Genomic DNA, 14136 nt, shown 5'->3' on the forward strand with positions numbered 1-14136 from the left:
TTGCTCACCGGAACGGGGACGGAGGGACAACGGGCACCTCGACGGCTGCATCGGTTATCGGAACCACCCGAGCATGCCCGTTGATCACGCTGCCGCACCGTGAAACTCCAAGATCCCCGACAGAGTCAAGCTGAGAAGTTGTTGTCTTTCCGAGCTTGAGGACGGCGTTTTGCCTGGTCAGGTATAGGGGTGGTGGTTCCGTGGGAGTGGTGGCCTGTCGGGTGGTCACTGCTTGGGGAGGTTGCGGATGCCGTCGGTCGTCGGAATGCTGGAACAGCACGAGCTCGCCGCTCGCCGTCGCGTGGACGGGCTGCGGGAGGAGGCCGACCGTATCCAGGCCGAGCTCGCTGCGGCCGAGCTGGAGTGGCAGGAGTGGGTGATCGCCCGCAGGCGGGTCCGCACGGTGCTGGCCCCGGCGGGCAGCGGCACCGCCGGGGCGGAGGCCGTCGCGGATCCGCCGGGTACGGCCGCGCGGTCGGTGTCCGGGGATGCGGCGACGCCGAAGTCGCAGGTGCCGGTGTGGCGCGAGGGGATGGCCTGGTCGGCACTGCCGGTGGACTACCAGCGCATCCTCACCGCGCTCGCGGATCGGGCCCGGCTCCATCAGGGGCCGCTGACCTGTCAGGAGATGGCCGCCGTCTTCGGCATGGACGTGGTGCCGGCGCGGGTGGAGGCGCTGCGGTCGAAGGCGAAACGGCTGGTGGCCCGTGGCTGGGCGGTGGAGTCGACGCCGGGCCGGTTCACGCTGGCTGCGGGCGTGAGCGGGCCAGGCGGCGGGTCATGAGCAAGATCATCGACCAGTAGACCATTGCCTCAGCACTGGTGGTGCGGCGCTCGAAGTCGCGTGCCAGGCGGCGGGTGCGCATGAGGTGGGCGAAGAGGCGCTCGACGATCCACCGTTTGGGCAGCACCACGAACCCCCTGGCGTCGTCGCTGCGCTTGACGATCGCCAGAACCAGGGCGAGCGTGGCCGGGCAGTACTCGACGAGGCTGCCGGTGTAGCCGCCGTCGGCCCAGACCAGGGTCAGCCGGTGGTGCGCGTCGGCCACCTGCTCGAGCAGGACCTGTGCGGCGGCGCGGTCGCCGGTGTCCGCGGCGGTGTCCATCACCCCCAGCAGCAGACCGAGTGTGTCGACCACGACGTGCCGCTTGCGCCCGTTGATCAGCTTGCCGCCGTCGAAGCCACGGCTGTCCGAGCTGACGACGGCGTCCGCCTTGACGGACTGCGAGTCGATCACACCGGCCGTCGGCTCCGCGTCCCGCCCCTCCCTCTCGCGGATCCTCGATCGCAGCCGGTCGTGGAACTACTTGACCAGGGCGTGGTCGCGCCAGCGGCGGAAGAATGCGTAGACCCGGTCCCACGGCGGGAAGTCGGCAGGCATGGCCCGCCACTTGATGCCGTTGTCGACCAGGTAGCGGACCGCGTCCAATATCGCCGTTGGCAGTATGCCTCCGGCTGCCCGCCCCGGCCGCGCAGCCAGCCGGGCACCGGCAGCAGCGGCCGGACCACGGCCCACTCCGCGTCCGTCATGTCCGAGGGATACCGCCGAACACGCTCCGGGTGATCGGCCGCATTCCCGAACCGGTGAGCGACGCAATCACACGTCGGTGCAGTCGAGTTGAACTCCACCGGCGCGAGCGCGTACAACTGCGGCAACAGGGTCTCCTGGATCTCGGTTGGCTTCGCAACCCCGAGCTACCAAGAGGCCCTGGCCCTGCCTTCATGCCCGCGGCCAAGGGCGATCACCCGATCGAGACTCCCGTTCGACGAGCAGCCCTCAAAATCGGAACGACAACAGCCACTAACAAAGCAGTTGCTGCTTGCACACGCATGCGCTGTACTTGACCTCGGGTGCGGGCTGGGCTCCGACACCCTTGCCATGGCTGCGGAACTGCCCACGGGAGGGCGGGTCGTGGGGGTGGACGCCAGTCGCACCATGGTTGCCGAGGCAACCGCCCGTGCCGCCGGCTCCGGCGCTCCGGTCTCGTTCACGGTGGGCTCCGCCCTCGCCGTCCCATTTCCGGACCAGGCCTTCGACCGGTGCCGCGCGGCCTTCAACGCGCTCGTCCGCTCCCTGCGGCTGGGCTACCGGGCCAGTCCGCTGCTGATCGTCGTGGCCTTCGTGACGACCGTCTCGGCTGCCGTGCCCGACGCGTTGTTCGCGGCCGGTCTGGCCATGCTCGTCCATGCTGTGATCGAGGGAGACGGCGGCCGGATCACGCTGGTCGCCGCCCTCCTCGGGATGCTCGCCACCGGTAGCTGGCTCCTGGGCGTCGTCAGTGAACGGGCCAACCGGCGCTTCGCCGACCGGGCCGCCGTCTTCGTCGAGTCGCACGTCGCGCGGCTGCAGTCGTCGGTCTCCACGCTGGAACACCACGAGCGCGCCGAACACCTCGACCGGATCTCCGTGCTGCAGGATCATGCGGGAGCCCTCAGCTACCTCTACCAGCAGCTCTTCTCGACCATCGGTGCGGTGGTCCGGCTGGTGATCACTCTGGGCCTCCTGATGTCCGTGGACCCCCTCCTCGGGCTGCTGGGTGCCGTCGCCGTGCCAGGGGTGCTCATCTCCCACTGGCGCTCGGGCGTTGACAAGGCCGTCGAAGAGGCCAGTGCCCAGCACGACCGGCGTGCGCGGCACCTGTTCTCCCTCGGCGTCTCCGCTGCCCCCGGGAAGGAGATCAGGGTGGGCGGTGTGCAGCAGTGTCTGCGCACCACACAGCGGACCGCCTGGGAGCAGCGCCACGTTCCGCTTTCCCGCACCAAGTGGACCACGACCGGCTGGGAGGTACTGGCTCAGGCCGTCTTCGCGGCCGGCTTCGTCGGGGCCGTGATGTACACCGCCACCAAGGACGGAGCGGGCCCCGGAGACATCCTGCTGGTCCTCACCGCCGGGAGCAGACTGGCGGAGTACGTCAACAGCACGGTCACGCAGACGCAGTTCTACCGCTCGATCTGGCTGGACGTGTCACGACGGCTGGCCTGGCTGGAGGATTTCGTCGCGGCGGATCTCGCCGATGCTGACCTGTCAGCGCCCGAGCGCCTCGACCAGGGCATCCGGCTGGAGAACGTCTCCTTTCACTATCCCGGGAGCGAGAAGCCCGCCCTGGAGGACATCAGCCTCGATCTCCCCGCGGGCAAGGTGATCGCCCTGGTCGGCGAGAACGGGGCGGGCAAGACCAGCCTCGTGAAACTGCTGTGCCGGTTCTACGCGCCGGCCGCCGGAACCATTCGCGTGGACGGCAGGGACCTCGCCAGGATCTCCCCGGTCGACTGGCGCATGCGCATCAGCGGCGCGTTCCAGGACCTCTTCCGCTTCGATTACCCTGTGCGTCAGTCGGTCGGCCTCGGCGACCTGCCGCGTATGGACGACGTCGCGGCCACCCGGACGGCGCTGGCTCGCGCAGGCGCCGAGGACATGGTGTCCCAACTGCCGCACGGAGTGGACACCCAGCTGGGCGCGGCCTGGGAGAGGGGCGTGGACCTCTCGCACGGCCAGTGGCAGAAGATCGCCCTGGCTCGCGGCTTCGTCCGGGACACCCCGCTGCTCCTGGTGCTCGGCGAGCCGACATCGGCGCTCGACGCGGAAATGGAGCACGCGCTGTTCGAACGGTACGCGCAGGCGGTCCGGGACGAGCAGCAGCGCAGCTCCGGGCGGATCACCCTGCTGGTCTCACACCGCTTCTCCAGCATCCGGATGGCGGATCTGATCGTCGTACTCGACGGCTCCCGCCTGGTCGAGTACGGAACGCACGAGGAGCTCATGGCCCGCGGCGGCCAGTACCACGAGCTGTACACCCTCCAGGCGTCCTCGTATCAGGCAGGTGCCCGTTCATGCACCGCCCGCCGGCGACCCTTCGACGCACCACGGTGCACACCCACCCTCCTGGAGGCCCGGACCGCCCTCGCGCCGTGACACAGCCGACCCGAAACCAGACCAAGGAGAGGTGTGATGACCCGGGACCGGGCTTTCACCGACCCCAGCTGTTTCCACGCCACACTGGCCACGCTCCTCCTCGACCGGGATCCCACGGTTCCCCCGGCCGCTGTACTGGGGAACGCGACGGCGACCGCCGCCCACCGAAGCGCGGATGGCACCGCCGTCTTCGGTGACACGGTCGAGCCGCTCATGACGGCCCTGCGTGCCCGCGGCCATCACCTGCTCCACCGCCGGCTGCGCGAGCCCGGCGAACTGGACGCCCTGACCGACGCCCTGCTCGGTGGCCTGTCGGTCATCACGGTCGTCGACACGTTCCACCTTCCGCACTACTGGGTCAATCTCGATCGCATCCACGGACTGCACGCCCTGGTCCTGCGGCAGTTCGACCCCGCCGACGGAACGATCCGCATGACCGACGCGGTGGACACGACCTTCTTCGACCAGCGGGTCACCCTGGCGTCCCTGGACGCCGCGCTACGGGACGAGCAGCAGCTGCAGACCTGGATGCGGCCGATGTCCTGGGGCTCCGGCCAGGAACCCACACCCGAGGACCTCATGCGCGAACTGGCTGGGCACGCCGAAGCCCTCGCCGGCGCCATACCGGACGGGCTGAGCGGGACCGATCTCGTCCGCGCCCTCGGACAGGACATCGAACGGCTCGTCTCGGCCCGTTCGACGCTGAGGTCCGCGGGGCTGCGGGCGGACGACACGGGCTCCGCCCGGATCACCGAAGTGATGACGGGCATATGGTCGTACCACTACACCCTGCGCTGGTTCGGCGCATACCTCTCGCTGCTGCGCCTCCCGGACACCGATACCGCACTGCGGCAGGCGTCAGCCGACGTCACCGGGGCCGCGCAGAACCTCCTGGACGTCCGCGGTCTCGTGATGCGCTGCGGAGTCAGCGGACCGGACCGGGTGGCCGTCTTCCGGGCGGAGATCGCCCGGCGGCTGGGCCGGGTGGAGTCGGACCTCGGCAGAGCGGCCGACGCACTGCGTTCTGTCACGGCCGCCTTTCCCGCCCGCCACCCGGAGGGTGCGCCGCGATGAGGGTTCTCTACGTCACCCAGGAGTACGCGCCCTACTTCACCGAGGGCGGACTGGGCCTCACCAGCCGCGCCCTCCCGGCCGCGCTGCAGACCGAGGCGGGCGTCACCCACGATCTGATTCTCCCCTACTACCCCTGGCTGATCGAGCGGCACGGACTGGCCGTCGAGGCGGTGTGCCGGCTGCCCCGGACACCGGGCACGCCGGAGGCCGGCGAGGCCACGGTGTACCGTCTCCTCGACCACGGCGGGCCCTGCGAGGTGTTCCTCTTCCGGTTGGACAGCCGTTACGACCGGGCCGGCATCTACCGGGACGAGAACTACGTGGAGTTCGCGGACGCGGTGGAGCGGGCTGCCCTCTTCGGGCGCGCTGTCGCGGACTGGGTCGGGCTGTCGGGCCGTTCCTACGATCTCGTGCACGCCAATGACTGGCAGTCGGGCGTGGCGCTCGCGCACCTGCGGGCCCGGCGGACGGAGACACCCCCAACTCTTGTCATGAACGTGCACAGTGCCGCCTACCAGGGCGAGTTCACCCACCGGCAGGCGCCGGAGCTGGGTCTGCCCGCGGCGGCACTGCACCGCCTGCGCGAGCAGGGTGTCGACCGGCCCAGCCTGCTCCTGTTGGGGCTGTCGTCCGCCGACGCGGCCGTCACATGCAGCCCCACCTATGACCGCGAGTTGTCGGCCCAGCTTTCCGGCACGGCCCTCGGTGACGCCTGGCAGGCCCTGCCGACGGCGGGCGTCGTCTCCGGGGTCGACCCGCGCGTGTGGGACCCGGCCGTGCCCGACCGGCCCTCGAAGCCGTACGACGCGGCCACCGTCGACGCGGGCAAGCGGGACAACAAGGCACTCCTGCAGAAGGCGCTGGGCCTGCCCCTGGACACCGCCGTGCCGGTGCTGGGGGTCTGCTCCCGGTTCGTCGCCGAGAAGGGCACGGACCTGCTCCTGGAGGCCGTCACGCCCCTGCTGGCCGAGGGGGCGGCGCAGATCGCCCTGGTCGGTCCCGCCGCGCCCGGGATGCGCGAGCTCATCACGGCCGCCGTACGCGAGGCACCGGGCCGGCTCGCGTACGTGCCGCGCTTCGAGCAGGACATCGCCTGGCTGCTGTACGCCGGAGCCGACTTCACCGTGATGCCGTCGCGGGTCGAGCCCTGCGGGCTGAACCAGCTGATCGCGTTGGCCTACGGCACCCTGCCCGTCGTCAGCCCTGTGGGCGGCCTCCGGGATACCGTGCTCGACCTGCGGGCCGAACCCGACCGCGGCAACGGCTTCCTCATCCCCGAGCACACCCCCGCCTCGGTCCGCGACAGCGTTCGCGCCGCCCTGGACTGGGCGGCCTCGTCCCCCGGGCGGCTGACCGAGGTGCGGCGCCGCGCCATGGCTCAGGACTGGTCCTGGTCCCGTACGGCCCGCGAGTTCGCCCAGCTGTACCGCGGCTGGGCCGAGAGCCCCACGGCCTCCCCCATGCCCATCCGATCGAAGGAAGACGAATGAAAGTCCTGGTAAGCGGCGGAGCCGGGTTCATCGGGTCGCACACGGTCGACGTGCTGCTGTCCGAGGGCCACCAGGTACGCGTCCTCGACGCTCTGCTCCCGCCGGTCCATCGAACGCGACGATTCCCCCAGGACCTCCTGGACCGCGGGGTGGAGTGGATCGACGGGGACGTGCGCGACCGGGAGGCCTGGCAGCGTGCGCTGCCGGGTGTCGACGCGGTCTTCCATCTGGCCGCCTACCAGGACTACCTCCCCGACTTCTCGACGTTCTTCGCCACCAACACGGTCTCCACCGCACTGTTGTACGAGGTCCTCGTCGAGCGCGGACAGCGTCCGGACCGTGTCGTGGTGGCATCGAGCCAGGCGGTCTACGGCGAAGGCGCCTACCGCTGTCCGAACTGCCCGGGCCAGGGCACCGTACGCCCCCGGCCAAGGAGCGAGGCGGACCTCGCCCGCGGCAACTGGGACCTGCCCTGCCCCCGGTGCGGGCAGGCGCTGGTGCCCGAGTGGACCGACGAGGGCGCGGTCAGTCCGCACAACTCCTATGCGATGTCGAAGCACGCGCAGGAGACGGCGGCTCTCACGCTCGGCGAACGGTACGGCATCCCCTCCGTCGCGCTGCGCTACTCCATCGTCCAGGGCAGCCGGCAGTCCTTCCACAACGCCTACTCCGGGATTCTTCGCATCTTCAGCCAGCGTGTGCTGCACGGCAAGCCGCCCGTGTGCTACGAGGACGGGCGTCAGCTGAGGGACTACGTGTCGGTGCACGACGTGGTGCGGGCCAACCTGCTGGCGCTGCACGACGAGCGCGCGGTGGGCAGGGCGTTCAACGTGGGCGGTGGGCGGCAGGTCAGCATCCTCGACTACGCCGGCATGGTCATCAAGGCGGCGAACGCCGACATGGAGCCCTTGGTACCGGGCACCTACCGGTACGGCGACACCCGGCATGTGTTCTCCGCCATCGACGGGATCTCGGAGCTTTGCTGGCGGCCCGAGGTCCCCCTGCAGGATGTCGTCGAGGAGTACCTGGCCTGGGCGATGTCCCAGCCGGACTTCGCCGACGGCACCGACGAGGCGGACAAACGCATGCACGTGCTCGGCACCCTTCGGCGGACCGCCCGATGAGCACCGCACACGCCTGGACCCCCGCCCACGACGGCACCGAGGCGATGCACTCCTACCTGGAGCGGCTCAGCCGTGCCGTCACCGAGATCGCCCTGCCCGACCTGATGCGTGCGGCGGACGTCCTGGAACGCGCCCACGCCAGCGGCCATACGATCTTCACCTGTGGCAACGGCGGAAGCGCGGCCACGGCCTCGTACTTCGCGCTCGACCTGACCAAGAACACACGACTGCCGGGGGTGCCGCCGATGCGCACCATGTGCCTGGCGGACCAGGTGCCGGCGCTGACCGCGTGGGCCAACAACGTCGGTTACGAGGCGGTGTTCAGCAGCCAGCTCGCGGGCCTGTGCCGGCCCGGTGACGTGCTGGTCGCGATCAGCACGAGCGGCATGTCACCGAACGTCCTGGCCGCGCTGCGCCTGGGCCGTGACTGCGGCGTCGGCACCATCGGCCTGCTCGGCCCGACCGGAGGCAGTGCGGGACCGCTGTGCGATGTGTGGATAGCGGCGCCCGCCCCCTCGATCGAGGAGCAAGAGGACCTGTACATGTCCATGACACACATCCTGACCCGGCACTTGCACAACCACCTCAGCCGGATCGCCGCGCCCCGCGTGGAGGACAGGGCGTGAGCGGCCCCCCGACGCCCGGACTCGATACGCACGCCGACGGCCCCGAGGCCCGTCCCGAGGCGGACCGGGACCTGTGGACGGCTGGCGCCCCCCTGCGGATCTCGCTGGCCGGGGGCGGGACCGACCTGCCCAGCTATGCGCACCGTTTCGGCGGTGCCGTACTGGCCGCAGCCGTCGACCTGCGGGTCACGGTGACCGCGCGGCGCGGCGTCCGGCCAGGCGTACGGGCCTGCCTCGATGTCTGCGGCCACGCCCGCGCGGCGGACGACCTGGCCAATCCGTTCGCCCGCGAACTGGTCCGACGGCACTGGAAGGGCGGTGCCCTCGAGCTGGTGTCCGAGGGAGACGTGCCCCCGGGCACGGGCCTCGGCAGTTCGGCCGCCTTCTGCGTGGCCCTGCTCGCCGGGCTCCGGGGCCGGATGGACGACCGTGTCGGCCTGGCGGAGGAGGCCGGCGCAGTCGAGCATGTGGCTCTGGGCCGGCCGGTGGGGCGGCAGGACCACTACCTGTCGGCACTGGGTGGCTTCCGGCTGCTTCACTTCGCCCGCCACGGCGGCGTGGAGGTGGAGGACGTGGAGGTACCGGAGGAGGTGTCCGGACGGCTGGCCGGTGAACTGCTGCTCTTCTCCAGCGGGGTGTCGCGCGACGCGGGCAAGGTCCTCAGCGATCAGCACCAGCGAGTCGTCGGCGGCAACGAGGACACGCGGAACCGCCTCCACGAGATCAAGGCGCTCGTCCCCGCCGCCGTCTCGGCCCTGCGCCGGGGAGACGGCTCCGCGCTGGGCGAGGTGTTGGCGCGGCACTGGGCGCTCAAACGGGGGCTCGGCGACGGTGTCTCGCTCCCCCTGGTCGACCTGGCCTACCGGGACGCCCTGGAGGCCGGGGCCACGGGCGGCAAGCTGCTCGGGGCCGGAGGTGGTGGCTTCATGCTGGTACACGCCCGTCCCGAGGTACGTGACCCGGTGTGTGCCGCGCTGTCGGCCCACGGGTTCACCCAGCAGCACTTCGCCTTCTCCCGTACGGGAGTCGAAGTCGGCCCCGCCGTCGGCCGTCCGCGGCCGCACACGCACCGGAGTGCACCGGGATGACCGCTTCTACAACGTGTGTGGCGGCGCGTCCCAAGACGGCGCCGTGTACGGAGGACACGCAGAAGGAGAGGATGTCATGAAGTGGCATCTGCGGAGGGCGGCGGCGAACCGGGAGGTATGGACGGCCACGGAACTCAACCGCCGGCTCGCCGCCCACGGACGGCCCATGTCGGCCGGGAAACTGTCAGGACTGTGGTCCGGTCAGCCCGTGAGTCTGAAGCTGGCCGATCTCGACGCCATTTGCACGGTGCTGGACTGCGGCATCGCGGACCTGCTGACCCCGGAAACCGACCGCGTGACCGTCGGCGAACACTGACACTCCGCCAGAGGGTGTTGTCAGGTTGAGCGGAGCCCTTCTCCGGTGGCATGATCATCTGTCTGGTTGGGGTCGCTGGAGGGGCTGCTCGTGGACGCGCCGTCGTACCAGGGTTTCCGCTTCCCGCCGGAGGTCATCGCGCACTGCGTGTGGCTGTATCACCGCTTCGCCCTGAGCCTGCGCGACGTCGAGGAGCTGATGCTGGAGCGCGGCATCGAGGTCTCCTACGAGACGATCCACCAGTGGACGCGCCGGTTCGGCCCCGCCTACGCCAACGCGCTGCGCCGGCGCCGCCCGAAGCCGGGCGACACATGGCATCTCGACGAGGTCTTCGTCAAGATCCAGGGCCGGCAGCGGTACCTGTGGCGCGCGGTCGACGCCGACGGCACCGTGCCCGGCCTCCTCGTCCAGAGCAAGCGGGACACGGCCGCGGCCAGGTGCTTCTTCCGGAAGCTGATGAAGAAGACCCGGTCGGTGCCGCGGGTGGTGGTCACCGACCAGCTCCGCTCCTACGGCGCTGCCCACCGCGAGGTGATGCCCTCGGTCGAGCACCGCTCCCACCAGGGGCTGAACAACCGGGCCGAGAACAGCCACCAGCCCACCCGGCAGCGCGAGCGCGCCATGAAAGGCTTCCGCTCGATGGGTGCCGCGCAGCGGTTCCTGACCGCGTTCAGCGGCATCTCACCCCACTTCCGGCCCCGCCGCCACCTCATGACCGCACCCGAACACCGCACCGAGATGATCACCCGCTTCGCCACCTGGGACCAGATCACCGGAACCACTGGCCGACCCGCCGCAACCTGAATCACCGTCACCATCACGGCCAGACCCGTCCCGAAACCGCGCGCATCCCCAAGTACTCACTCAACCTGACAACGCCGCTTGAACGCTTCCTCGCACACTCAACGCTTCGCCTGAACGACGGTGAACGATAGTCGCGTACGAAAGGTCCAGACTGACAGTCAGGCCACGGGTCCCTTCCCGCGCATCGGCGGCTTTCAAGGGCGGGGAGGCAGACAGTGCCGCCGGTGAGGGCCACGCCGGCTGCCATCCCGACGGCGTTGTCCTCGCGCGCCACCACGTGGTAGTCAGCGCACTCCTGCAACTGGGCCAGCAGTGGTGCCAGCACGCCGCACGGAGTGGCGAAGTAGGCACCCATGTCGTGAGCAACGAGAGCGTCGAAGACGGCAGTGGCCGCGGTGGCGTCCTGTTGGACGGCACGCTCGCAGAGTGCGACCGGGTCGGCGACAGCCGGGCCGACTACTCCTACAAGCACCGTCGACACGGAGTGAACATGCAGGTGGTGACCGACCCGGCCGGGCGGTTGTTGTGGATCTCACCCGCCCGTCCGGGCCGTTCGCACGACCTGACAGCGGCCCGCGCCCACCGGATCATCCGCATCTGTGAGCGCCAGGGCGTCCCGATCCTCGCCGACCGGGCCTACATCGGAGCCAGTTCGTGGGTAACGACACCCCTCAGACGCCCGCCGGGCGTGAGCTCACGCCGACCCAGCAAACCGTCAACCGGGCGCTGTCCGCGAAACGGGCGCCGGTCGAGCGCGGCGTCGCACGGCTGAAGTCCTGGCGCATCTTCCGCAGATCCCGGTGCAGCCCAAATCGAATGTCGTCAATTGCCGCGGCCGTCCTCACTCTGGAGCGGCAACGCTGAAACAGCTCAGTGCTTGCTCCTGGAAAATCCAACCGAAGGAAAGCCAACTGCGGCAGCGGGCCGAAAAGTTGGCCGAGTTGGAAGAGCAGTGGAGCGCGGACAAGATCAGTAGCGAAATGTTAAGTATTGCTCGAGGCGTTCGCCGCAATCCGGGTGCGGCCGACGCGGAAGGGAAACAAGGCGCCCGACCCCAAGAGGCTTATTCCCATCCGGAATCAATAACCCGAGGGGGAAATTCAGGGCTGCAATTCACAGACTCAAGGGCTGGGGCATTCGCGAATACCCCAGCCCTCTGCAGCTTGCTCGTCAAGCAGCGGCCGACCGCGACTGAGAGAGGACAGCCTGCCCCATGGCGCGGTCTATCAAAAAGTTTATTTCTGGACTAGCCGTGCTGACGGACAGAACTTCGCCAATCGGTCGACACCTCACATAACGAGGAGCCCCGACTCTATGGCCCGAACAACCGCAAGAGTCCGATTTGGACAGTTGAGCTTGGCCAAAATGATGCCGACCGTGCGCTTAACTCCATGTTCAGAGATACTCAGCGATCGAGCGACTTGTCGGTTACTTAGCCCCTCGGCGATCAGGCGCAGCACCTGGTGTTCACGTGCCGTCAGTGAAATCATCGACGCGCGCTTCGAGGTGGTGTCATCACCGGCCTGGTCGGACGCCGTCACAGACCGTCGCGCCAGGGTCGCCGACACATGAAATCGTCCGGCCTTCACGTCGACGATCGCTTCGCGCAGGGACTCGGGGCAGAGATCTACCCAGTCCAGGAAACCGTTTGCATGATCGGCCCAGGATTGCTCAACAACGTCTGCTGAATCCACCAGGATCAGTACATGTGCGTTCTGGGTGCGCAGCTTTTCAGCGATCTCGCCAGGTACAGACCCCAAGGCATTGCTGTCTGAAATGATCAGCCGGCCGTTGCAGAATGTCGAGAGAGCTTCGGTATCCGTGACGGATTGAACTGGCAACTGGATGTCGAGCGAACGAAGCATTCCCTCGATACTGTATCGCCGAATGTCGTCTTCGATTATCAGTGCTATCCCAGCCTGTAACAGGGATCGTCCAGCCTGCGGGTAAGCTCGTCCGTCAGATATGCCAAGCGCCAAGCCGCCTATCCGACTGCTATAGTTTTCGTGATTTTCATTGCTCGAAACGGGGTGCCAAGTTAACCTGTTCTTCACGCTGTCCATATCAGCGATCCCCCCGTTACCCATATCAGCAGTCCCTCTATTTCCTCACGTTGAAATCTGGAAGGTTCACTCCCTGATAGATGATCATGGCACGGAGTGACGGGAACTGTCCACCCCGAACTAGTCACCACGCTCAATCGACAAAGCATCTCTAAAGAAAAATTTCAAGTAAAAATTTCGACAGGCCCGCGGAACTGTTTGCCGCGTTCGATGACCCCGACCTGATCGCGTATGCCGGGTTCATCCCGACGATCCGGTTGGCCGAGCGGTGCGCTGGGATGGTGGCTGGGGCGGACAGCATCGACGACCTGGACGTGCTGCGCCACGGTGGCCTGTCGTGTCTGTCCGGCGGCGTGCGCGTGGGCCGCCGAGCGGATGGACTCCGACGGCCATCAGCCCGCGTTGCTGCTGGCGCTGAAGTCGTATCAGCGGACGGGACGGTTTCCGAAGCCGGACGAGTATCCGGAGATGGTGGTCGACTTCGTCCGCCGCACAGTCGAGCTTCCGGAGGGCACACTCCTGTCGTACTCGACGGGCCGTACCGCTGATCGGCAGCGTACGGAGGTCCGCCGACGGGTGGGGACGAAGTACCAGCAGGCCCGGGCCCGGCAGACCGCAGAGGCGACGATCCGTAAGGAGGCCGCGGCGAAGAACCGGCCTGCCGGCCTGATCAATATCGCGCTGGAGAAGGTGGTGGCCGCTGGGCTGGAACATGAGCGCTGCCCAGCGGGCGGGGCTGCTGCGGCTGCCGGCCGAACGCGACAGCGGTGGCACGACGCAGTACAACCGGTTGAAGCAGGGCGACGCTTCGGTCCGCCCTTGGGCAACGACCCGAAACTTGACGATCCGTTCGGCCGCTACGTGCTCACCACCTTCGTCAAGGGCACCAGCGTGGGCCTGTACGAGGCGGCCAAGCACATCCCCGGGGTGTCCGGGCGGCGAGTACAGCACGCACGGACTCGGCATCGAACCCGACTTGTACGACCCGAAGCTCGACGTCGACTTCACCCTGCTGCGCGAAGGGGATCTGAACGTCGTCGGCTCGGATCAGGCCGCGTGATGGGGTGGCGGTAAGAACTCTGTCACCGATCCTGCTGGTTAATTCCGTGCCGTCCGGTGTGACGGCTCGTTGGCCAGGGTGGCGACCGTTTTGCCGTTCCGGTTGCGGGTGGGGTGCTGGATGTCGATGCAGTCGCGGCCGTGGCCGCAGGTGCCGGAGCTGACCGCTCAGGTGGCTCGCGCGGTCGCAGCCCGCGGGCCGTATCCGCAGGCCGTCGCGGTCACCGGGATGAGACGTGCCCGCTACCTCGGTCTCCAGAAGACCCACCTGGAGCACGTCTTCTCCGCCGTTGCACTCAACCTCATCCGCCTCGATGCCTGGTGGAACGGCCACCCGCTCGACCGCACCCGCGTCAGCCACCTTGCCCGCCTCGACCTCTCCCTCGCCGCATGACCGAATAAGCCAGCAGGATCGGTGACACGGTTCTTACCGGCGCCCCGTGATGCCGGGTGCGCCCGCGGGGACGACGCGGGCGCCGAGTCGTCAGGCGGGCTGGACGGTGACGGTGCAGAGGCGCTTGGTGGCCCGGGTCAGGGCTACGTACAAGTCCCTCTCCCCACCGGGACGGGCCGTGATG

Annotated in this window: 14 protein-coding genes and 2 pseudogenes; 13 read left to right on the forward strand and 3 right to left on the reverse strand. The window is 68.7% G+C overall.

Annotated features, from left to right (window positions below):
- Window positions 1–247: 247 nt before the first annotated feature.
- Window positions 248–784 (forward strand): hypothetical protein, encoded by a 537-nt coding sequence (locus tag AB0I73_RS37465; RefSeq protein ID WP_363044889.1) that lies wholly within the window; start codon window positions 248–250, stop codon window positions 782–784.
- Here AB0I73_RS37465 and AB0I73_RS37470 read toward each other — a convergent pair.
- The gene (locus tag AB0I73_RS37470; protein WP_363044890.1) at window positions 741–1238 is read right to left on the reverse strand and encodes a transposase; all 498 of its coding nucleotides are present in this window, start codon (window positions 1236–1238) and stop codon (window positions 741–743) included. The genes AB0I73_RS37465 and AB0I73_RS37470 overlap by 44 nt on opposite strands.
- A 66-nt stretch (window positions 1239–1304) precedes the next feature.
- A complete protein-coding gene (locus AB0I73_RS37475) occupies window positions 1305–1430 on the reverse strand; it encodes a transposase (RefSeq protein WP_363044891.1) in 126 nt (41 codons plus the stop codon).
- Between the two features lie 384 nt (window positions 1431–1814).
- Between AB0I73_RS37475 and AB0I73_RS37480 the strand changes: the two genes are divergently transcribed.
- The 9 genes and pseudogenes from AB0I73_RS37480 to AB0I73_RS37520 form a co-directional block, all read left to right on the forward strand.
- Window positions 1815–3914 carry an ATP-binding cassette domain-containing protein gene (locus tag AB0I73_RS37480; RefSeq protein ID WP_363044892.1) on the forward strand — a complete coding sequence of 700 codons (2100 nt, stop codon included), beginning with the start codon at window positions 1815–1817 and terminating at the stop codon, window positions 3912–3914.
- A 36-nt stretch (window positions 3915–3950) separates the two neighbouring features.
- Window positions 3951–4988 carry a hypothetical protein gene (locus AB0I73_RS37485; RefSeq protein WP_363044893.1) on the forward strand — a complete coding sequence of 346 codons (1038 nt, stop codon included), beginning with the start codon at window positions 3951–3953 and terminating at the stop codon, window positions 4986–4988.
- A complete protein-coding gene (locus tag AB0I73_RS37490; protein WP_363044894.1) occupies window positions 4985–6478 on the forward strand; it encodes a glycogen/starch synthase in 1494 nt (497 codons plus the stop codon). The genes AB0I73_RS37485 and AB0I73_RS37490 overlap by 4 nt, the downstream gene beginning before the upstream one ends.
- Window positions 6475–7602: an NAD-dependent epimerase/dehydratase family protein gene (locus tag AB0I73_RS37495; RefSeq protein ID WP_363044895.1), complete on the forward strand. Its 1128-nt coding sequence runs from the start codon at window positions 6475–6477 to the stop codon at window positions 7600–7602. The genes AB0I73_RS37490 and AB0I73_RS37495 overlap by 4 nt, the downstream gene beginning before the upstream one ends.
- A complete protein-coding gene (locus tag AB0I73_RS37500; RefSeq protein WP_363044896.1) occupies window positions 7599–8228 on the forward strand; it encodes an SIS domain-containing protein in 630 nt (209 codons plus the stop codon). The genes AB0I73_RS37495 and AB0I73_RS37500 overlap by 4 nt, the downstream gene beginning before the upstream one ends.
- Window positions 8225–9316: a hypothetical protein gene (locus AB0I73_RS37505; RefSeq protein ID WP_363044897.1), complete on the forward strand. Its 1092-nt coding sequence runs from the start codon at window positions 8225–8227 to the stop codon at window positions 9314–9316. Before AB0I73_RS37500 ends, AB0I73_RS37505 begins: the two co-directional genes overlap by 4 nt.
- Before the next feature lie 76 nt (window positions 9317–9392).
- Entirely contained in the window at window positions 9393–9632 is a 240-nt protein-coding gene (locus AB0I73_RS37510; RefSeq protein WP_363044898.1) for a helix-turn-helix transcriptional regulator, read from the forward strand.
- Window positions 9633–9716: 84 nt separating this feature from the next.
- The gene (locus AB0I73_RS37515; RefSeq protein WP_363044901.1) at window positions 9717–10436 is read left to right on the forward strand and encodes an IS6 family transposase; all 720 of its coding nucleotides are present in this window, start codon (window positions 9717–9719) and stop codon (window positions 10434–10436) included.
- A 400-nt stretch (window positions 10437–10836) separates the two neighbouring features.
- Window positions 10837–11300: pseudogene (locus tag AB0I73_RS37520) on the forward strand (transposase family protein); the annotation flags it as partial.
- 425 nt (window positions 11301–11725) lie between these two features.
- On the opposite strand, the gene AB0I73_RS37525 reads toward AB0I73_RS37520, so the two are convergent.
- A complete protein-coding gene (locus AB0I73_RS37525) occupies window positions 11726–12301 on the reverse strand; it encodes a LuxR C-terminal-related transcriptional regulator (protein ID WP_363044899.1) in 576 nt (191 codons plus the stop codon).
- Window positions 12302–12660: 359 nt separating this feature from the next.
- On the opposite strand from AB0I73_RS37525, the pseudogene AB0I73_RS37530 reads away from it, so the two are divergent.
- The 3 genes and pseudogenes from AB0I73_RS37530 to AB0I73_RS37540 form a co-directional block, all read left to right on the forward strand.
- A pseudogene (locus AB0I73_RS37530) lies at window positions 12661–12834 on the forward strand (IS1380 family transposase); the annotation flags it as partial.
- A complete protein-coding gene (locus tag AB0I73_RS37535; protein ID WP_363044900.1) occupies window positions 12827–13573 on the forward strand; it encodes a DUF4158 domain-containing protein in 747 nt (248 codons plus the stop codon). The pseudogene AB0I73_RS37530 and the gene AB0I73_RS37535, both read left to right, overlap by 8 nt.
- Window positions 13574–13679: 106 nt before the next feature.
- Window positions 13680–13952 (forward strand): transposase, encoded by a 273-nt coding sequence (locus AB0I73_RS37540; RefSeq protein ID WP_363044902.1) that lies wholly within the window; start codon window positions 13680–13682, stop codon window positions 13950–13952.
- The last annotated feature ends 184 nt before the right edge of the window (window positions 13953–14136 follow it).

The organism is Streptomyces sp. NPDC050388 (genome assembly GCF_040655635.1).
Lineage (GTDB): Bacteria > Actinomycetota > Actinomycetes > Streptomycetales > Streptomycetaceae > Streptomyces.

Bases quoted from the DNA above. Each gene is read 5' to 3' on its own strand.
- AB0I73_RS37495 (WP_363044895.1), top strand. From the start codon at position 6,475: ATGAAAGTCCTGGTAAGCGGCGGAGCCGGGTTCATCGGGTCGCACACG.
- AB0I73_RS37510 (WP_363044898.1), top strand. From the start codon at position 9,393: ATGAAGTGGCATCTGCGGAGGGCGGCGGCGAACCGGGAGGTATGGACG.
- AB0I73_RS37485 (WP_363044893.1), top strand. From the start codon at position 3,951: ATGACCCGGGACCGGGCTTTCACCGACCCCAGCTGTTTCCACGCCACA.
- AB0I73_RS37490 (WP_363044894.1), top strand. From the start codon at position 4,985: ATGAGGGTTCTCTACGTCACCCAGGAGTACGCGCCCTACTTCACCGAG.
- AB0I73_RS37525 (WP_363044899.1), bottom strand. From the start codon at position 12,301: ATGCTTCGTTCGCTCGACATCCAGTTGCCAGTTCAATCCGTCACGGAT.
- AB0I73_RS37500 (WP_363044896.1), top strand. From the start codon at position 7,599: ATGAGCACCGCACACGCCTGGACCCCCGCCCACGACGGCACCGAGGCG.
- AB0I73_RS37540 (WP_363044902.1), top strand. From the start codon at position 13,680: ATGTCGATGCAGTCGCGGCCGTGGCCGCAGGTGCCGGAGCTGACCGCT.
- AB0I73_RS37465 (WP_363044889.1), top strand. From the start codon at position 248: ATGCCGTCGGTCGTCGGAATGCTGGAACAGCACGAGCTCGCCGCTCGC.